Genomic DNA, 17,941 nt, shown 5'->3' with positions numbered 1-17,941 from the left:
CAACCGGCAGGTAACGGAATAGCCCCAATCTCCCCTCAATGCCAGTGAGTTCGGTTACGTTTCTTTCGTGCACGGCAGTCCCACACAGTGTGCTGCGCGAGTAACTGAACGTACGGAGGCGGAAAGTGCCGAGACATCGTGGTCGTAGGCGTGGAAAAGCAACGAGGATAGGGGTGTTGGCGGCAGCGGCTCTGGTGACGAGTCCGTTGCTCGCAGCGTGTGGTTCGTCCGACAGTTCGGTTCCGGTTCTGAGTTTCTACACTGCCGCAGACGGCGCAGAGCAGTACGCCGCTGCGGCACAGGTGTGTTCGGATGCCTCGAACGGTCGCTACCGCGTGGAGCAGCGAACGCTGCCCAAGAGCGCAAATGATCAGCGTCTCCAGCTCGCGCGGCGCCTCGCAGGCAACGACCGGACGCTCGATCTGATGACACTCGACGTGGTGTGGACGGCCGAATTCGCCGAAGCCGGATGGGCATTGCCCGTGCCCGACGACCTGTCCGAAAAGCTGCGCGACGGCTCCACCCTCGAAGGTCCGCTCGCCACGGCCGAATGGCAGGACCAGCTCTACGCGGTTCCGCTGAACTCCAACACCCAGTTGCTCTGGTACCGGCCCGACGAGGTGCCGGACGGGGTGCCGCCGCAGACGTGGGATCAGCTGATCGACGTGGCCGAGGCCAATGCGGCCGCCGGTAGGCCCTCGGAGATCGGCGTCCAGGCCAAGCAGTACGAGGGCTTCATGGTCTGGTTCAACTCGCTGCTCGAGAGCGCAGGAGGATCGGTCGTCGGCGAAGACGGAACGACGGTGACACTGAACGACACTCCCGAGCACCGCGCCGCCACCGAGAAGGCCCTCGAGATCATCAAGCGGGTCGCCACCGCCGATGGCCGCGACCCGTCGGTCTCGCAGAGCGACGAGGGAACCTCCCGGCTCGGGATGGAAGCGGGACGGATGGCCTTCCAGGTCAACTACCCGTTCGTGCTGCCCGGTCTGAAGGAGAACGCCGTCGCCGGTGCCGTCTCGTTCCTCGACCTGTCGAACGTGCCTGCCGACCAGCAGGACGCGCGGATCGCCGAGGTCTTCCGCAGCGCCCCGTATCCGGAGGTCGATGCGGGCGAGCCCGCCAAGGTCACCATCGGTGGGTTCAACATCGGCGTCGCCAAGACCACCCAGCACGAGGACCTCGCGTGGGAAGCCGTCGAGTGCCTCACCAACGAGGAGAACCAGCGCAACAACGCCGTCAACGGTGGTGTGCCGCCGGTGCTTGCACGCCTGTACGACGATCCGGAGTTCCAGGCCGTCTATCCCGCGTGGGAAGGGGTGCTCGGTTCCATCGAGTCGGCGGCCGTCCGGCCCGTTTCACCTGCGTACCAAAGCATCTCGATTCTGTTGACCGATGCGCTCAACCCGCCGCAGAACATCGATCCGGTGGCCGACGTGGACAAGCTCGCTGATCTGGTCACCAAGGCCGTCAATTCCGAAGGGTTGATTCCATGAGCGCCACCACCGAGTCACAGCCCGCATCGCAGCCTGTCGACAAGCAGGCGGCTCTGAAGAACGTCTCCGACGGCAAGAAGGCCGAACGACGGTTGGGTCTGCTGCTCATCGCACCCGCAGCCCTGCTGATGATCGCGGTCACCGGGTACCCGATCATCTACGCGTTCTGGCTCAGCCTGCAGAAATACAACCTCGCATTCCCCGAGGATCGGGAATTCGTCGGCATCTCCAACTACGTGACCGTGCTCTCCGACGGCTACTGGTGGACCGCGTTCGGTGTGACGGCGGGCATCACGATCATCTCGGTGATCATCGAGTTCATCCTCGGCCTGGCGGTGGCTCTGGTCATGCACCGCACCATCTTCGGCCGTGGACTGGTGCGCACCGTGGTGCTCATTCCGTACGGCATCGTGACCGTCGCCGCCGCGTACAGCTGGTACTACGCGTGGACCCCCGGCACGGGCTACCTCGCCAATCTGCTGCCCGACGGCAGTGCCCCGCTCACCGAGCAGTTCCCGTCACTGGCGATCGTCGTGTTGGCCGAAGTGTGGAAGACGACGCCGTTCATGGCGCTGCTGCTGCTCGCAGGCCTGGCGTTGGTGCCCGACGACCTGCTCAAGGCCGCCGAGGTCGACGGGGCGGGTGGCTGGACCAGGCTGATGCGGATCACCATTCCGTTGATGAAGCCGGCGATCCTCGTCGCGGTGCTCTTCCGCACCCTCGACGCGTTCCGCATCTTCGACAACATCTACGTCCTGACCCGAGGCAGCAACGAAACCGGATCGGTCTCGATTCTGGGTTACAACAACCTCTTCGGTGCGTTCAACCTCGGACTCGGGTCGGCGATCAGCATCCTGATCTTCTTCTGCGTCGCGATCATCGCGTTCGTGTTCATCAAGTTGTTCGGTGCATCGGCACCGGGATCCGACGACGGAGGCCGCAAGTAATGACCACTGTTACGCCTCGCAAGAAGGTCGGTTGGACGGTCGTCAACGTCCTCGTCCTGCTCTACGCACTCGTTCCGCTGCTGTGGATCATCAGTCTCTCGTTCAAGTCGACGGCGACCATCGCCGACGGCAGGTTCATTCCGCAGTCGTTCACCCTCGAGAACTACAAGGGCATCTTCCAGACGAACCAGTTCACCTCGGCACTGGTGAACTCGATCGGCATCGGACTGATCACCACGGTGATCGCCGTGGTGATCGGCACGATGGCCGCGTATGCCGTTGCTCGCCTTGACTTTCCGGGCAAGAAGGCGCTCGTGGGTGCGGCACTGCTCATCGCGATGTTCCCCCAGATCTCGCTGGTGACACCGCTGTTCGACATCTCCCGCTCGCTGGGGCTGTTCGACACCTGGCCGGGACTGATCATTCCGTACATCACCTTCGCGTTGCCGTTGGCGATCTACACCCTCTCGGCGTTCTTCCGCGAGATTCCGTGGGAGCTCGAAAAGGCAGCGAAGATGGACGGCGCGACGCCCGCACAGGCGTTCCGCAAGGTCATCGCTCCGCTGGCCGCCCCCGGCATCGTCACCGCCGCCATTCTGGTGTTCATCTTCGCCTGGAACGACCTTCTGCTCGCCATCTCGTTGACGGCGACGGAACGTTCGGTCACCGTCCCGGCGGCCATCTCGCAGTTCACCGGTAGCTCTCAGTTCGAGGAGCCCACGGGGTCGATCGCGGCGGCAGCAGTCGTCATCACGATCCCGATCATCATTTTCGTGCTCTTCTTCCAACGACGTATCGTGGCGGGCTTGACGTCCGGCGCAGTGAAGGGATAACCGTCATGGCCGAAATCGTTCTCGACAAAGTCACCAAGCTCTACCCCGACGGCGCAGCCGCGGTCAGCGACGTCGACATCACCATCGCCGATGGCGAATTCATCATCCTCGTCGGGCCCTCCGGTTGCGGAAAGTCCACGACGCTCAACATGATCGCCGGTCTCGAGGACATCTCGTCCGGAGAACTGCGCATCGCGGGGGAGCGCGTCAACGAGAAGGCACCGAAGGATCGCGACATCGCGATGGTGTTCCAGTCCTACGCGCTGTACCCGCACATGACGGTGCGTCAGAACATCGCCTTCCCGCTGACGCTCGCGAAGCTCTCGAAGTCGGAGATCAACACCAAGGTCGAGGAGGCAGCCAAGATCCTCGACCTCAGTCAGCACCTCGACCGCAAGCCGGCGAACCTCTCCGGTGGTCAGCGTCAGCGAGTTGCCATGGGCCGTGCCATCGTTCGTACCCCCAAGGCCTTCCTGATGGACGAGCCGCTGTCCAACCTCGACGCCAAGCTACGCGTGCAGACTCGCGCCGAGATCTCGCGCCTGCAGAAGCGGCTCGGCACCACCACCGTCTACGTCACGCACGATCAGACCGAGGCCATGACCCTCGGCGATCGCGTCGTGGTGCTGCGCGGCGGGTTGGTGCAGCAGATCGGTTCTCCGCAGGAGCTCTACGACAAGCCGCGAAACCTGTTCGTGGGCGGCTTCATCGGATCACCCTCGATGAACTTCGTTCCCGGACAGCTCACCTCGAACGGCGTGTCCACCGCGCTCGGTGAGATCGACATCCCACTCGAGCGGATGGATGCGATCAAGGCCAAGAACCCGGGCCGCGAGGTGGTCGTCGGCATCCGCCCCGAGCATTTCGAGGATGCGGCGCTGATCGACGGCTACCAGAAGATGAGCGGTGCCACGTTCACGGCGACCGTCGACGTGCTCGAGTCGATGGGTAGCGACAAGTACGTCTACTTCACGCTGAAGGGTGCCAAGGTCGAGTCCAGCGAACTCCAAGAGCTCGCCGCCGATGCAGGCATCGCCGATCTCGGTGGCGCACAGGTGGTTGCGCGTCTGGCCGCCGAATCCAAGGCCGCCGAGGGTGGTCAGGTGGAACTGTGGTTCGACCCGGCGAAGATCTCGGTGTTCGATCAGGCCTCGGGTGCCAACCTGACGCTGTAGAGCGCTGCGCGCATGTGCACGGAACTTCGTAGTGGGCTACGAAGTTCCGTGCACATGGGTCAGAAGGCAGAGCCCGTGCTCGGCAGCTGGTAGCCCTGGAAGAAGTCGAACGGCACCACATTCGGTGCCGGGTTCTGCAGCTGCGGTGCCGGTGCCTGTGGGAACAGTTCGGGCAGGCGGAACTGATCGGGCTGCTGGTTCTGCTGATACTGCGGCGCGCTGTGGTCACGATCGTCGCTGCCGGACCACAGCGGATCGGCCGACGCGGTGCCGGTGACCGCCACCAGAGGGATGGCCACCAATGCTCCGGTGACTGCTGCGCGGGTGAGGATCTTTCGGGTGTTCATGTGTTCCCTTTCGTCGTGGTTCGTACCTCCACGACAGTAGGTATTCGTGAGTTCGCCCGAAAGGCAGATTCGTTGACTCCCAGTAGATTACGAGTTTCCTGCCAGGGGCCCCGACCAGCGGATGGACGGTCTTCGTCCTGGTCGGACGAGGGTGTCGGCTGTCAGGTCGCTGTGTAGCGGTCGGCAGGGCGTCACGCCGCCATGTTCGACGTGCTGGTCGGTTCGGACCCCGCCACTCGCACCGATTCCCGCGCGGCGGGGGTACTCCTGATGGCCAGGGCCGCGAGTACGACGACGAGGCAGGCCACCGCACCTGCGACGAACGCTGCGGTGTACACGCTCTCGCGGGCGACGGCTGTCCCGTCGATGGTGAACATGGCGAGGACGGTGGACAGCGTGGCACTGGCGATCGAGGTGCCGACTGTCCGGACGATCGAATTGACGCTGTTCGCCACCCCGGTGTCCGCTGCGCTGACCTCGGCCATGAGCAGGTTCGGCAGGGCAGCGAACGCAAGACTGACGAACATGTTGATGACGATGCCTGCGGTGATCAGCTGCCAGGTGTGATCGTGGGCGAGTGCGACGAAGACGAATCCGACCATCCCGATCACGGCTCCTGCGATCAGTACTCGGCGCGGCCCGAACGACCGGATGAGGCGGCCACTGACGACGGCCGCGACCACTCCGACCGCTGCGCCGGGCAGCAGATAGACGACACTCGCCTCGAGAACGTTCGCGGTGAAACCGTAGCCGGCCACAGCTCGTGGTGTCTGCACGAAGTACGAGCAGGCGAGGAAATTGACGAACATCCCGATACCGACGAAGAGGGTGGCGACGTTGGTGGCGAGCAACGGTCCGTGGGTGAGCATTCGGGGTGCGACCAATGGCTCGTCGGCGCGCTTCTCGAAGGTCCACCAGATGGCCCCCGCGACCACACCGCCGACCGCGCAGCCGATGGTGGCAAGCGAACCCCACCCCCAGGTGCGGCCCTGGGTCAGGGCGAGGAACAGCAGCAGCAGAGTCACCGCGAGCAGTGCAGCTCCCCACCAGTCGACGGTGCCGCGGCTGGATCTCGGGCGCGCCGGTACGCCGAACCAGGCGATTGCGAGCGCGAGCACCACGAACGCAACAGTGAGCCAGAACACGCGGTGGTAGTCGGCACCGTTGGCCGTCAGTAGCCCGGTCAACACCAGTCCGAAGCCGCCGCCCACGCCGAGTGTGCCGGACAGGACGGCCATCGAGCCGACGAGCTTACGAGGAGGCATCTCGTCACGGAGGACGGCAAGGGCGATGGGGAACAGTGCGTAGGACACTCCCTGCAGGACGCGGCCGACGATCAGCCACAGCAACGAGTGGGTCAGGGCAGCGAGGAGAGATCCGGCGAGGACGACGGTGAGCACACCGATCAGCACCGGACGCTTGCCGTGCAGGTCGGCGAGCCTACCGATGACCGGGGTGGCGATCACCGCCGCGAGGAGGTTGGCCGTCAGTACCCATCCGGCGGCGGTGGTGCCGACCCCGAGTTGGGTGCCGATGGTCAAGACGATGGGGACCACCATCGTTTGCAGAACGGCGAGAGTCATGACGATGAAACAGAGTCCGGGCAGCAGTATGCGGCGGGAGGACATGAAGGAACTACCTCGTTACGTATCGACCAAGCGATGGAACCGAAAAAATTAGAATGATGAACGCATCTAAGTAACTATCAGAGATCGGTGCACCAGGGAAGTGAGCCGGGGCCGTTACCACGGCCGAGCATCGACGCAGGCCTACTGATGCTTCCCCAGAGCTTTCTGACGCAGTTCGCTGACGATCTCGTCGTTCCAGACGTGTTCGCGCACCAGGCGGTAGCGCTCCCGGCTCATCCAGAGGTACGCCTCTGCGTCGGTGCGGTCCTCGAGGATCTCCGCTGCGCGCACCATGCGCACCACCGGTAGGTACTCCTCACCGAACCAACGCCGCGCGACGGTACCGCGGTCGACGAATTCACCGACCTCCTGCATCAACCGGAATCCCCACGCTTCCACCGATTCGCTCAGCTGCGCGTAGTCGAAGGGATCGGTGACCTGGACGGCCTCGCGGGCCCGGCCCACCAACGGAACTCGACTGAGGAAGATGCGTCGGTGATCCTTGATCAGCAGGTCGCCGCGTCGGGTGATGCCCTCGGGGGAGATGCGGGTGATGATCTCGGTGACCACGGCGTCGATCGTCGTTCGGTGCATGGCGAAGGCGATCGACACTCGATGATGGCCGTCGACGACGAAGTGCATGCCACCGATGCGGTACACCTGGATCGGGGGCATCGCCTCGCCGCGGCGTTGGGCGGCTGCAAGTCGCTGCCAGCGTTCGCGGATGCGCGCCGACGTCGGGCGGAAGAAGCGGTCGAAATCGCGAGTGCGGTCGACGCTTCCGACGATGGTCTCGACGCGGATGACCTGCAGACCCAGGTGTCGCTCGCCCACCTTGCCGAGGGCGGCGACCACCTCGTCGAACGGCAGGATGGTGTTGACGTCGTCGGGTTGGCGACGCAGCCACCCGACCAGACGTGCGACGTCGGCGCGTCGGCGCTGGCGGGTGAAGTCGTTCTCCGCGTCGGCGGCCGGGAATCCGGTGTCACGTGCCATGTCTGCGCCTCACGATCTTCGGTGTCTCGAAATCCGTTCTCTCGCTGCCCGGTTCGATCTCGAGAAGGGTGTATCCGACGGTGTTGATCACCGTCGCGCCGTGCAGGGTCAGGTCATCCGGGGTGTGACCGTGTGGATGAATATGCCCGTGCAACAACAACTGTGGCGACAGTCGACGCGTCACCTCGTCCAGGCAGTCGAAGCCGATGTGCGCGGGGTCGGTGTCGTCACCGACGCCGAGCGGGGGACTGTGGGTGAGCAGAATGTCGACGGGGCGAGGATCCTTGCGCACGTTGCGATGCCACGCGAACGTTCGAGTCAGGGTGCGCGATCGCCGTCGTTGCTGCCGTTGGGTCCACTGATTGGGGCCACCGTTGTAGCGGATGGACCCACCGAGGCCGGCTATCCGTAGGCCTGCGGCGGAGACTATTCGACGGTCGACGTTGACGGCACCGACCGGTCCGGGCCAGGTGGCGGGCAACCCGGCGCGCATCCACCCTGCGCGTCCGGCCGAGTATCCGGTGAGGTCCGCGTCGTGATTGCCGGGAACGAACACACACGGAGCGTTCAACGCGTCGGTGAGGTACTCGAGGTAGTCGAACGGGAGGTCGCCCGCGCCGAGAATCAGGTCGACTCCGAGCGTCTTCACCTGCGGACTCCACAGGGATTCGATCGTTTCGTCGGCAACTGCGAGAACGGAGACCACGGGTACGACGGTACCCACCTCCGGTGCGGTGATACCTCCGAACGGACTTCTCGGGCATCGGTGGTGTTGGATGGGTCAGGTGAGCGACAGTGTCATTGCAGCGGTACGCGCACATCTGGTGACCGAGATCGGCGACGAGAATCCGTCGTCGGCGTCGGTGACGTTCCTCGGCCTCGAGTCGCTGGACGTGCTGAGATTCGGCGCGGACTCCGACGTGGTCCGGTACGTCAGTCTCGGCTGTTCTCGTCACCCCATGGCCGATCCCAACGAACTCGTCGCCGATCCCTCGCGCGGCCCCCGAGCAGAACTGGTGCTGACTCTTCGCGGTGGGGCAGGCGTGGCGTCGGGCGTGCACAAGTCACTGGCCGTGCTCGCTGCCTCGCCCGCGGTGGAGGGGGTCGTGCTCGTCGAGGACGCGCTGCTCGATCTGGGCGAGCCGCTCTGGACCAACGCGCCGTTCACCGCGGTGCTGCTCGGCGACAGCGACATCGCCGATCTGACGCTGCCCGAGCCCTACGATCCGGTTCGCTTTCTCGCTGCCGTGCCGTTGACCGGTACCGAGGCCGCCTGGGTGCGTCTGCGCGGTGCCGCGGCCCTGCGTGAGGCCTGGGCCGAGGCCGGGATCGACGTGCGCGATCCGAATCGGTCCGCGGCCAGTCTCTGACCCGGAGTCACCGAGCGTAGGACGCCAATTCCGGTTCTGCGGTGACGGAGTCGTCGATCAGGTGCCGAGGTACCTGGGCCAGGTACTTCAGGCCGGTGATCGCGGCATGCGCGTCGTAGCGCAGGTTCGGCATGCTGGTGGTGAAACACAGATGGTCCGGAATCCGCTCGCGGACAGCAGGTCCGTCGTGTTCGAGTGCATCGAGGACGATACGGAAGGCGACGTTGTCGCCGATGATGTTGAAGTGTTCGACGGGCCGCAGCGGGCAGACGTCCTGAACGGCGATGTTCGCGGCTCCGGCAAGAGTGCTGGCGTGCGGTTGCGGATAGATCAGCTCGTCGAAATTGGTGTAGATCGAGGTGTAACCGGGTCCCTCCGGCAACGGACGCGCCGCCAGCGCGGTGAGGAACTTCGATCCGGTGGCGATCTGCCAGTTCGCAGGCGGGCACTCCTGCGAGTCGTCGCATCCCGAACGCGCCGAGTCGGTGCCGTTGTACGGGGTGGCGAGCGAGATGAGATCCGACACCAGAGCAGGCAGATCCGGCCAGAACGTCAACGCCCACAGCTCGTCGAGCGGGCCGTGCTGGTGGCCCATCATGACGACCTGGCGACCGCTGTCGGCGGCCATCGTCCGAACCGCGTGCACCACGTACTGGGCGGCGATCTGCAGGTCGCCGTACCCCTCGTCCGGCAGGGAGAGGCTGCACACCGGTATTCCGGCGGCGGGCAGCGACTGCAGATAGTTCCACCCGAACGACTGCTGGTCGGTGGCGAAAGCCGGGGTGAGCAGGACCGGATCGCGGGTGGCGTCGTGCAGATCGGGGGTGCACGTCAGAGCGTGGTCGAGGGCGGCCGGATCGACGGTCAGTGCGGGACCCGGATCGAGGTTCGACCCTGCCGTTGCGGTTCCCGGTACCACCGTGGACAGCAACGCGACGGTCGACGCCAGTACGAGTGAGCGGATTCTCATCGATCCCTTCCGGACGACAATGCAGGGCTTCTGCAGTCTCATCCGGCCCGAACCGGTGGGCTCGTCACCGGTCGGCAGTCGGGGCAATCACCAACGATCGGACGATTCGGTTGGGCATCGTCCAATCGAATCGTCGGCCCCTAGAGCCAGTTGTTCTTGTGGAACGTCCTCCACAGTCCGATGCACACGCACAACACCACCGCGACCATCAGGTGGTAGCCGTACGTCCAGTGCAACTCGGGCATGTTGTCGAAATTCATCCCGTAGATCCCCGCGACCATCGTCGGCACGGCGGCGATCGCCACCCACGACGAGATCTTGCGCATGTCCAGGTTCTGCTGCATCGTCACTCGCGCCAGCGCAGCGTCGACGAGTGAGCTGAGCACCTCGTCGTACTCGGAGATGCGTTCGGCGACCGTCGTGTGATGGTCCTGCACGTCGCGCAGGTAGCGTCTCACCGCTTTGGGGACGCTCGGCTCCTGCACCAGACGCGCCAACGGCGTCGACAGTGGTGTCACCGACCGCCGAAGTTCGACGACCTCGCGTTTGAGCAGGTAGATGTTTTCGATGGGCACGTGGTGGTGCGGCGAGAACACTTCCTCCTCCATACCGTCGACGTCCCGCTCGATCGAGTCGGTCACCGCGAGATACTCGTCGACGACGTGGTCGGCCACCGCATGGAGAACTGCCGACGGGCCGAGCGCGAGCTGTTCGGGGTTGCCCTCGAGGCGTTGACGCACGCCGGCCAATCCCGAATGCTCCCCGTGCCGGACGGTGATGACGAAGTCACGGCCGACCATCACCATGATCTCGCCGCTCTCGACGATCTCGTTGGCGGTCGTCACCGACTCGTGCTCGACGTACTTCACCGTGCGCAGTACCAGGAACGCGACGTCGTCGTAGCGCTCGAGTTTGGGTCTCTGGTGGGCGTGCACGGTGTCCTCGACCATCAGCTCGTGCAGGCCGTAGCACTGGGCGATCGCGTTCATCTGTTGGTCGTCGGGTGCGTGCAGACCCACCCACACGAATCCTTCGCCGCGTGCACGCACCTCCGCGATGGCCGAGGTGTGAGTGAATCTGCCGGGCAGTCGAGCGCCCTCGACGTAGACCGCACAGTCGACGATTGCGCGAGCCGTGGGCACCGGAATTCGCGGTGCGTGCACCGGACCGGCCTTGGCCGATCGTCGATGCAGGGACGGCAGCGACGGGCGTGGTGGAAGGGACGGCATGGCGGGCAATCGTACGCCAGCAAAACGACGAGAGAGTGGGCCTGGAACACTGTGCAGGTGCTCATCGACCTTCACACCCACTCGACGGCGTCCGACGGCACCGACAGCCCGGCCGAGCTGGTCCGGGCCGCAGCCGAGGCGGGACTGTCGGTGGTGGCTCTGACCGACCACGACACCACCTCGGGATGGGACGAGGCGGCCTCAGCACTGCCGTCCGGTCTCACGCTCGTGCGCGGCATGGAACTTTCCTGCACCGGGCGAGGCGAGGACGGCCGGCCGGTTCCCGTGCACCTACTGGCGTATCTGTTCGACCCCGCGAACGAGGTGTTCGCAACCGAGCGCGCGCGGTTGCGCAGCGAGCGGGTCACGAGATTGCGTGCCATCGCCGAGAAGATGGCGGCGGACGGTCTGCCCATCGACCCCGACGCGGTGCTGGCCTCGGCCGGTGCGGCGGCCGGGCGACCCCATCTGGGTCGCGCACTGATCGATGCCGGGTACGTCCCGGACATGAACGCCGCGTTCGCCGGTCCGTTGGCGACCGACGGCAAGTACTACGTCGAGAAGGTCGACACTCCCCTCGAAGTAGCGGTGGACATGATCGCTGCGGCAGGCGGTGTCAGTGTGCTCGCGCACGCCAGAGCTCGTACCCGCGGCCGCATCCTCGACCTCGATCACATTCGCGAACTCGCAGCTCGCGGTCTCGGTGGAGTGGAGGTTCATCACATGGATCACTCTCCGGAGGACACCGCGGTGATGGCCGGCCTCGCCGCGGAACTGGACCTGATCGTCACGGGATCCTCGGATTACCACGGCACCAACAAGACGGTGAAGTTGGGCGAATACTCCACTGCCCCAAAGCAATACGACCGTCTGGTTACGGCGGCGCGGCCATGACTTTCGATGTGACGCTCTACTTGACGGTGCTGATCACCCTGTTCGTCATCATGGACCCGCCGGGCGCGATCCCGGTGTTCCTGTCTCTGGTCGGGCGCAAGAGCAAAGAAGTGCGCAACAAGGCCGCGTGGCAGGCCCCCGCGGTTTCGCTGACCGTCATCTCGGTGTTCGCGATCGGCGGCCAGGCGATCCTGAGCTACCTGCACATCGGCATTCCGGCATTGCAGGGTGCGGGCGGGTTGCTGTTGCTGCTCATCGCGTTGTCGCTGCTCACCGGAAAGGGTGCGGGCGGGGACACCGCCGCGGAGGACGTCAACGTGGCACTCGTGCCGCTCGGGACTCCGCTCATGGCAGGCCCCGGGGCCATTGCCGCGGTGATCGTCTACGTCAGCCAGGCCGACGGTGACGCCGGTTCGTTCCTGGCAATTGCGTTGGGCATCATCACCATTCACATTCTGTTCTTCCTGGTGCTTCGATTCTCGACCGCGCTGATCCGGCTCCTCGGGGAGGGCGGTATCTCGCTGTTGGCACGCATCGCCGGTCTGTTGCTGGCCGCTATCGCGGTGCAGTTGATCGCGGACTCGGTTCGCGGATTCGTGGCAGGCGGATGACCGGGGCAGGTGCCGGGCTCCGATTCCTGCGCGGGCTCAGCGGTATCGTCACCGGGGGACTGGTGGTGCTGGCCCTCGGCGTCGCCGTCACGCAGTATCTGGGCCACTCCCGCGGCTTCCCCGGTCCTGGCGCTCTCTCGGTTGCCGCCCATATCGTCGCCGCGATCGTTGCCGTGATCGCGCAGCGCATCACCGATCACCGTCGCGGATTCTCGGCCGTTCTCGGCGCTCTCGTGGTCCTCGTCGCCGCAGGCCTCGTCCTGTGGACACAATGGTGGCAGTGAGAACCGGTGCCGGTGGTTCCTGACGCTGTGGTCAGGTGAGGCGGCGATATGGCACACTGGGGCACCGACAGGGCTACAGCCCATCGCTGATCGTGCAGGCGTACCCGCCTCACATGCGAGACACGCTCTCGGCAGTTTGCAGCCAGCACTGGCGCACTCCGACGGGCCCTCATTTCCACCACTCACTTCGTTGACACTTCGTCGCCTTGCTGGTCGAGGTCGACAGTGCGAGGAGCTTTCACCGTGACGGCAGTCGAAGACACCGCAGCAACACACACCGCACCGGCAGGACCGGCGGCGATCACCGACGAGGAGATCTTCGCCGGGCACCTCGGCGGCAAGCTGTCGGTCGAGTTGGCAGCGCCGCTCGACACGCAGCGCGATCTCTCGATCGCCTACACCCCCGGAGTGGCGCAGGTCAGCCGCGCCATCGCCGCCGACGCCTCGCTGGCCAAGCGATACACCTGGACCGATCGCCTCGTGGCCGTCATCTCCGACGGTTCCGCAGTGCTCGGCCTGGGCGACATCGGTCCGCGCGCGTCGTTGCCGGTGATGGAGGGCAAGGCCGCGCTGTTCAAGAAGTTCGCAGACCTCGACTCCATTCCGATCGTGCTCGACACCAACGACGTCGACGAGATCGTCGAGACCATCGTGCGGATGCGGCACAGCTTCGGTGCCGTCAACCTCGAAGACATCTCGGCACCGCGCTGTTTCGAGATCGAGAAGCGCGTCATCGAGGCGCTCGAATGCCCCGTCATGCACGACGACCAACACGGCACCGCCATCGTCGTACTCGCTGCTCTCAACGGGGCTGCGAAGGTTCAGGGCCGCAGTACGTCCGAACTGAAGGTCGTCGTCTCCGGAGCCGGGGCAGCGGGCGTCGCGTGCGCGAACATGCTCCTCCTGTCCGGCATCCGGGACGTGGTGGTGCTGGACTCGAAGGGCATCGTGTCCGCCGACCGCTCGGACCTCAACAGCGTCAAGACCGATCTCGCCGCGCGTACCAACCCCCGTGCACTGTCGGGCGGTGCGGTCGACGCCCTCGCCGGAGCCGACGTGTTCCTCGGTCTGTCCGCAGGCAAGGTCGACGAGAGCTACATCGCGTCGATGGCCCCGGACTCCATCGTGTTCGCACTGTCCAATCCGGATCCCGAGATCCATCCGGAGGTGGCGAGGAAGTACGCCGCCATCGTCGCCACCGGACGAAGCGACTTCCCGAACCAGATCAACAACGTTCTCGCCTTTCCCGGTGTGTTCAAGGGCGCACTCGACGCCGGTGCACGCCGTATCACCGAAGGCATGAAGCTCGCCGCTGCCGAGGCAATCCTCTCGGTTCTCGGCGACGAGTTGGCTGCGGACAAGATCGTGCCCAGCCCACTCGATCCTCGTGTCGCCCCGGCCGTTGCGGACGCAGTTGCGGCAGCAGCGCGAGCCGAAGGCGTCGCGTAGGAAAACGGAAGAAACACCGGCGAACCCGGCCCTACCCGGGCCAGCGGTTCGCCGGTGTCTTTCGTCTGTCTCTTTCGTGGTCGGACGAGTCAAACCTTCGCGAGTCCGGTCGGCATCCGCCGCAGGCGACCGGTTCCCGGAACGGACGTCCACACCGCGAGGGCGAGAAGGCCGTCGACGATCAGGGTCAGCAGAGCCACCAGGATCGCGCCGACGAGAACGCGGCCGTAGTCGTAGAGCGCGAGCCCGTCGAAGATGTAGCGGCCGAGCCCACCGAGGTTGACGTAGGCCGCGATGGTCGCGGTGGCGATGATCTGCAGTGTGGTGTTACGCAATCCACCGAGGATCAGAGGCAGCGCGTTGGGGATCTCGACCCGAAACAGCACTTGCGTTTCGGTCATCCCCATCGCGCGGGCGGCGTCGACCACGTTGGCGTCCACGTTGGCGATGCCGGAGTACGTGCCTGCCAACAGCGGAGGAATACCGAGCAGCACCAACGCGATGATCGGCGGAACCAGTCCGAGTCCGATCACCAGAACCAGAAACACGAGAATGCCGAGGGTCGGCAGCGACCGCAGCGCGTTGACGAGGCCGACGACGACGGCCTCACCGCGGCGCAGGTGACCGATGAGCAGACCCACCGGAACCGCGACGGCGGCCGAGAGCAACACTGCCAGCAGGCTGTACCACATGTGCTCGATCAGTCGTGCGCCGATTCCCGTCGGCCCGGCCCAGTTTCCGCCGTCGAGAATGTACGAGAACGCCTCGGAGAAGAGATTCATGCGCGTGCCTTCTTCTTCGAAGAGCCCGTGTTCAGTCGCGTCCACGGAGTGAGTCGACGCCCCAGCAGGAACAGGGCCGCGTCGAAGATCAACGCCAGGAACACGATCGAGATGATGCCTGCGAAGATCTGATCGGGATAGTCACGCTGGTAGCCCTGGGTGAAGAGCTGGCCGAGACCGCCGATGCCGATCACCGAGCCCACCGAGACCAGTGAGATGTTGGTGACCGCAACGACTCTGATGTTCGCGATCAGCACCGGAAGCGCCAGCGGCAGTTCGACGGTCACCGCTCGCCGCAGCGACGAGTAGCCCATCGCCTCGGCAGAATCGACCACGGCGAACGGCACCGAATCCAGGGCCTCGGGCACCGCGCGCACCAGCAGTGCGGTCGAGTACACCGACAGGGCGATCACCACGTTCAGTGGATCGAGTACCGGTAGACCGACCACCGCGGGGATGGTGACGAACAGGGCGAGCGAGGGCAGGGTGAACGCGATACTGGCCACCGTCAACGTGATTCGACGAACCCAGCGAGTGTTGCGAATGACGGTGCCCAGCGGGATGGCGATGAGCAACCCGACGAACAGCGGGACGAGCGAGAGATACAGGTGCGTCTTCGTGTAGCCGAGGACCACACCGAAGTTGTCCAGCAGCCAGGTCACTGTTCGGCGTCCCCGCTGGCGAGGAAGTGATGCCGGTTGCGTTCCGAGTCCTCCGACTTACGTTGCGCAGCAAGGTGTTCGAGGATCTCCGCACCGTCGACGCTGCCCACGGCAGCCCCGGCACCATCGACCGCGACGCCGATTCCCGACGGCGAGGAGATCGCGGCGTCGAGTGCCTGACGCAGATCGCCGCCCTCGAGGAACAGCGAGCCGCCCGCTGCCGTGCTCTCGTCGATGCTGCGGCCGCCCCGCACCTTCTCGACTCCGGTCGCGTCGATCCACCCCAACGGTCGGCGCTGTTCGTCGACGACGAGCACCCACTGCCCCTGGTCCAGTCGGAGGCCCTCGATCTCGTCCTGCGTCGCCGTGTGGATCGGGTGCATGGTCACAGCCTGCGCCGACCTGAACGACAGCCCGCGGTAGCCGCGATCGCGGCCGACGAACGACGCCACGAAAGACGTTGCCGGTGCGGCGAGTACGGTCTCGGGCTTGTCGTACTGCTGCAGTCGGCCCTGCGGTCCGAAGACCGCGATGCGATCGCCGAGCCGGACGGCCTCGTCGATGTCGTGGGTGACGAAGACGATCGTCTTCTTCAGGTCGGCCTGCAGGCGCAGCATCTCGATCTGCAGTTCTTCACGCACCACCGGGTCGACCGCGCTGAAGGGCTCGTCCATCAGCAGGATCGGTGGGTCGGCGGCCAGCGCCCGGGCCACGCCCACTCGCTGTTGCTGCCCGCCGGACAGTTGCGCCGGGTAGCGCGAGGCGAATGCCGGGTCAAGGCCGACGCGCTCGAGGACGTCGAGTGCAGCCTTGCGTGCGGCGCGACGCGATTCGCCGTTCAGTACCGGCACCGTGGCGACGTTGTCGACGACGGTACGGTGCGGCAGCAAGCCGGCACTCTGAATTACGTAACCGATGCCGCGGCGCAGCTTCACCGCGTCGATGTCGGCGATGTTGCGACCGTCGACCGTGATCACACCCGAGGTGGGAGTGATCATGCGATTGATCATTCGCATCGAGGTGGTCTTGCCGCAGCCGGACGGCCCCACGAACACGGTGAACGAGTGTGGCTCGATCACCAGGTCCAAGGAGTCGACCGCTGTGGTGCCATCCGGATAGGTCTTGTTGACGTGCTCGAAGGTGATCATCAGCTGACCGGCTGGTCCAGGCCCTTGTCCTTGACCCACGCCGCTGCTGCTGCCGCCGGCTCGACCTTCTCGTCACCCGAGACCGAGGTGTTCAGTGCGATCAGCTCTTCGGTGGTGATCTGCGCCGACACGGCGTCGAGCACCTGAGTGAGCTTGTCGGACTGCTTGGCCGTACGCAGCACCGGAATGATGTTCTGGGCCGCGAAATTGTTCTCCGGGTCTTCGAGGACCACGAGATCGTTCTGTGCGATCGAGGGCGCGGTGGTGAAGATGTCCGCCGCGACGACCTGCCCGGAGACGAGTGCCTCGACCGTGGCCGGGCCGCCGCCGTCGGAGATCGGGATGTAGTTGCCGGGCGAGATGTCCAGGCCGTACTTGTCTCGCAGACCGGGCAGGCCGCCGACGCGCTCCTGGAACTCCGGGGTACCGGCGAAGGTCACCTCGGAGGAGAACGGTGCGAGGTCGCCGATGGTGGTGAGGTTGCGTTCGGTGGCGGTCTGGCGAGTGACGACGACGGCGTCCTTGTCCTCGCCCGGTGCCTGCGCCGTCACGGTGAGATCGTCGCCCAGGGCAGCAGGCAGCGCGGCCAGGACGTCCTCGGACGAGGTCGCGGTCGCGGATTCGTCCAAGTACTGCAGCAGGTTTCCGGTGTAGTCCGGGATCAGGTCGATCGACCCGTCTCGCACTGCGGGAATGTAGGCCTCACGGCTGCCGATGTTGAGCTTGGTGCTCACCTCGAAACCATTGGCGCGCAACGCCTCGGCGTAGATGTTCGCCACGGTCTCGGACTCGGGGAAATTGGCGGAGCCGATGATGATGGAGTTCGTGTCGCTGTTGGTCTCGCCGCCACCGCTCGAGAGTGGATCCGAATTGCCGCCGCAGGCGGTCAGAGCGGTGACCGAGAGAGCGAGTGCGGCAACAGCTGCCACTGCCCTCGGAGCGGAGAACGCACGCGTGATGCGGGAGGTGGTCATGGTGTCCTTCCATCGGTTCGGGCACAGTCCTACCCATTTCCGCCGATCTGCCCCCGGGGGGCAACGGAAGAACCAGGACTCGGGCTGCTCGGGATGGTAGTCGAATTCGGCGTGCCCATAAGGTTGGTTCGACTACCGTCTCGTTC

Annotated in this window: 19 protein-coding genes; 9 read left to right on the top strand and 10 right to left on the bottom strand. The window is 65.2% G+C overall.

All coding sequences use genetic code 11. The features are described 5' to 3' along the window. Positions 1–173 precede the first annotated feature (173 nt). The 4 genes from CH274_RS25490 to CH274_RS25475 are packed head-to-tail and all read left to right on the top strand — an operon-like array spanning position 174 to position 4,451. Positions 174–1,496: an ABC transporter substrate-binding protein gene (locus CH274_RS25490; RefSeq protein ID WP_032394105.1), complete on the top strand. Its 1,323-nt coding sequence runs from the start codon at positions 174–176 to the stop codon at positions 1,494–1,496. Next, positions 1,493–2,443 carry a carbohydrate ABC transporter permease gene (locus CH274_RS25485; protein ID WP_032394106.1) on the top strand — a complete coding sequence of 317 codons (951 nt, stop codon included), beginning with the start codon at positions 1,493–1,495 and terminating at the stop codon, positions 2,441–2,443. The genes CH274_RS25490 and CH274_RS25485 overlap by 4 nt, the downstream gene beginning before the upstream one ends. Beyond that, positions 2,443–3,276, top strand: a complete 834-nt coding sequence (locus tag CH274_RS25480) for a carbohydrate ABC transporter permease (protein WP_032394107.1) — start codon at positions 2,443–2,445, stop codon at positions 3,274–3,276. Before CH274_RS25485 ends, CH274_RS25480 begins: the two co-directional genes overlap by 1 nt. Before the next feature lie 5 nt (positions 3,277–3,281). Continuing rightward, positions 3,282–4,451, top strand: a complete 1,170-nt coding sequence (locus CH274_RS25475) for an ABC transporter ATP-binding protein (RefSeq protein WP_032394108.1) — start codon at positions 3,282–3,284, stop codon at positions 4,449–4,451. Positions 4,452–4,510: 59 nt separating this feature from the next. Here CH274_RS25475 and CH274_RS25470 read toward each other — a convergent pair whose 3' ends face one another. The 4 genes from CH274_RS25470 to CH274_RS25455 form a co-directional block, all read right to left on the bottom strand. Then, positions 4,511–4,798 carry a hypothetical protein gene (locus tag CH274_RS25470; protein WP_094659299.1) on the bottom strand — a complete coding sequence of 96 codons (288 nt, stop codon included), beginning with the start codon at positions 4,796–4,798 and terminating at the stop codon, positions 4,511–4,513. 191 nt (positions 4,799–4,989) lie between these two features. Further along, on the bottom strand, positions 4,990–6,426 hold the full coding sequence (locus CH274_RS25465; RefSeq protein ID WP_094647008.1) for an MFS transporter: 1,437 nt from the start codon (positions 6,424–6,426) through the stop codon (positions 4,990–4,992). Positions 6,427–6,567: 141 nt separating this feature from the next. Beyond that, positions 6,568–7,422 carry a chromosome partitioning protein ParB gene (locus tag CH274_RS25460; RefSeq protein ID WP_094647009.1) on the bottom strand — a complete coding sequence of 285 codons (855 nt, stop codon included), beginning with the start codon at positions 7,420–7,422 and terminating at the stop codon, positions 6,568–6,570. Then, complete coding sequence (locus CH274_RS25455) at positions 7,412–8,128, bottom strand: metallophosphoesterase family protein (RefSeq protein WP_094647056.1); 717 nt, start codon at positions 8,126–8,128, stop codon at positions 7,412–7,414. Before CH274_RS25455 ends, CH274_RS25460 begins: the two co-directional genes overlap by 11 nt. A 70-nt stretch (positions 8,129–8,198) precedes the next feature. Here CH274_RS25455 and CH274_RS25450 point away from each other — a divergent pair, with 70 nt between their 5' ends. After that, positions 8,199–8,792, top strand: a complete 594-nt coding sequence (locus CH274_RS25450; protein ID WP_082073932.1) for a suppressor of fused domain protein — start codon at positions 8,199–8,201, stop codon at positions 8,790–8,792. A gap of 7 nt (positions 8,793–8,799) precedes the next feature. On the opposite strand, the gene CH274_RS25445 is transcribed toward CH274_RS25450, so the two are convergent. Continuing rightward, a complete protein-coding gene (locus CH274_RS25445; protein WP_094647057.1) occupies positions 8,800–9,762 on the bottom strand; it encodes a lipase in 963 nt (320 codons plus the stop codon). A gap of 140 nt (positions 9,763–9,902) precedes the next feature. After that, positions 9,903–10,991, bottom strand: coding sequence for a magnesium and cobalt transport protein CorA (locus CH274_RS25440; protein WP_032394111.1), 1,089 nt, complete (start codon positions 10,989–10,991; stop codon positions 9,903–9,905). A 57-nt stretch (positions 10,992–11,048) separates the two neighbouring features. Between CH274_RS25440 and CH274_RS25435 the strand changes: the two genes are divergently transcribed. From CH274_RS25435 to CH274_RS25420, 4 genes are all read left to right on the top strand, one after another. After that, positions 11,049–11,885 (top strand): PHP domain-containing protein, encoded by an 837-nt coding sequence (locus CH274_RS25435; RefSeq protein ID WP_094659574.1) that lies wholly within the window; start codon positions 11,049–11,051, stop codon positions 11,883–11,885. Next, the gene (locus CH274_RS25430; protein WP_094659297.1) at positions 11,882–12,496 is read left to right on the top strand and encodes a MarC family protein; all 615 of its coding nucleotides are present in this window, start codon (positions 11,882–11,884) and stop codon (positions 12,494–12,496) included. Before CH274_RS25435 ends, CH274_RS25430 begins: the two co-directional genes overlap by 4 nt. Beyond that, positions 12,493–12,780, top strand: a complete 288-nt coding sequence (locus CH274_RS25425) for a hypothetical protein (RefSeq protein ID WP_094659296.1) — start codon at positions 12,493–12,495, stop codon at positions 12,778–12,780. Before CH274_RS25430 ends, CH274_RS25425 begins: the two co-directional genes overlap by 4 nt. 243 nt (positions 12,781–13,023) lie before the next feature. Continuing rightward, complete coding sequence (locus tag CH274_RS25420; RefSeq protein ID WP_094659295.1) at positions 13,024–14,229, top strand: NAD(P)-dependent malic enzyme; 1,206 nt, start codon at positions 13,024–13,026, stop codon at positions 14,227–14,229. A gap of 89 nt (positions 14,230–14,318) precedes the next feature. On the opposite strand, the gene CH274_RS25415 is transcribed toward CH274_RS25420, so the two are convergent. The 4 genes from CH274_RS25415 to CH274_RS25400 are packed head-to-tail and all read right to left on the bottom strand — an operon-like array spanning position 14,319 to position 17,795. Beyond that, entirely contained in the window at positions 14,319–15,011 is a 693-nt protein-coding gene (locus CH274_RS25415) for an ABC transporter permease (protein WP_032394114.1), read from the bottom strand. Then, positions 15,008–15,673 (bottom strand): ABC transporter permease, encoded by a 666-nt coding sequence (locus tag CH274_RS25410; protein ID WP_032394115.1) that lies wholly within the window; start codon positions 15,671–15,673, stop codon positions 15,008–15,010. The genes CH274_RS25415 and CH274_RS25410 overlap by 4 nt, the downstream gene beginning before the upstream one ends. Further along, the gene (locus tag CH274_RS25405) at positions 15,670–16,821 is read right to left on the bottom strand and encodes an ABC transporter ATP-binding protein (protein WP_094659294.1); all 1,152 of its coding nucleotides are present in this window, start codon (positions 16,819–16,821) and stop codon (positions 15,670–15,672) included. Before CH274_RS25405 ends, CH274_RS25410 begins: the two co-directional genes overlap by 4 nt. Then, positions 16,821–17,795, bottom strand: a complete 975-nt coding sequence (locus CH274_RS25400) for an ABC transporter substrate-binding protein (RefSeq protein ID WP_045199238.1) — start codon at positions 17,793–17,795, stop codon at positions 16,821–16,823. Before CH274_RS25400 ends, CH274_RS25405 begins: the two co-directional genes overlap by 1 nt. Positions 17,796–17,941: the final 146 nt, after the last annotated feature.

Origin of the sequence: Rhodococcus sp. 06-418-5, assembly GCF_002258285.1 — a bacterium.
Lineage (GTDB): Bacteria > Actinomycetota > Actinomycetes > Mycobacteriales > Mycobacteriaceae > Rhodococcoides.
Note: the sequence above shows the minus strand (reverse complement) of the source record. Positions and strands in the feature narration are given on the sequence as shown.

What these genes read in the sequence shown, in the direction of transcription:
- CH274_RS25460 (WP_094647009.1), bottom strand. Translation starts at nt 7,422, where the DNA reads ATGGCACGTGACACCGGATTCCCGGCCGCCGACGCGGAGAACGACTTC.
- CH274_RS25430 (WP_094659297.1), top strand. Translation starts at nt 11,882, where the DNA reads ATGACTTTCGATGTGACGCTCTACTTGACGGTGCTGATCACCCTGTTC.
- CH274_RS25425 (WP_094659296.1), top strand. Translation starts at nt 12,493, where the DNA reads ATGACCGGGGCAGGTGCCGGGCTCCGATTCCTGCGCGGGCTCAGCGGT.
- CH274_RS25445 (WP_094647057.1), bottom strand. Translation starts at nt 9,762, where the DNA reads ATGAGAATCCGCTCACTCGTACTGGCGTCGACCGTCGCGTTGCTGTCC.
- CH274_RS25485 (WP_032394106.1), top strand. Translation starts at nt 1,493, where the DNA reads ATGAGCGCCACCACCGAGTCACAGCCCGCATCGCAGCCTGTCGACAAG.
- CH274_RS25400 (WP_045199238.1), bottom strand. Translation starts at nt 17,795, where the DNA reads ATGACCACCTCCCGCATCACGCGTGCGTTCTCCGCTCCGAGGGCAGTG.
- CH274_RS25465 (WP_094647008.1), bottom strand. Translation starts at nt 6,426, where the DNA reads ATGTCCTCCCGCCGCATACTGCTGCCCGGACTCTGTTTCATCGTCATG.
- CH274_RS25475 (WP_032394108.1), top strand. Translation starts at nt 3,282, where the DNA reads ATGGCCGAAATCGTTCTCGACAAAGTCACCAAGCTCTACCCCGACGGC.
- CH274_RS25440 (WP_032394111.1), bottom strand. Translation starts at nt 10,991, where the DNA reads ATGCCGTCCCTTCCACCACGCCCGTCGCTGCCGTCCCTGCATCGACGA.
- CH274_RS25480 (WP_032394107.1), top strand. Translation starts at nt 2,443, where the DNA reads ATGACCACTGTTACGCCTCGCAAGAAGGTCGGTTGGACGGTCGTCAAC.
- CH274_RS25470 (WP_094659299.1), bottom strand. Translation starts at nt 4,798, where the DNA reads ATGAACACCCGAAAGATCCTCACCCGCGCAGCAGTCACCGGAGCATTG.
- CH274_RS25450 (WP_082073932.1), top strand. Translation starts at nt 8,199, where the DNA reads ATGGGTCAGGTGAGCGACAGTGTCATTGCAGCGGTACGCGCACATCTG.
- CH274_RS25405 (WP_094659294.1), bottom strand. Translation starts at nt 16,821, where the DNA reads ATGATCACCTTCGAGCACGTCAACAAGACCTATCCGGATGGCACCACA.
- CH274_RS25415 (WP_032394114.1), bottom strand. Translation starts at nt 15,011, where the DNA reads ATGAATCTCTTCTCCGAGGCGTTCTCGTACATTCTCGACGGCGGAAAC.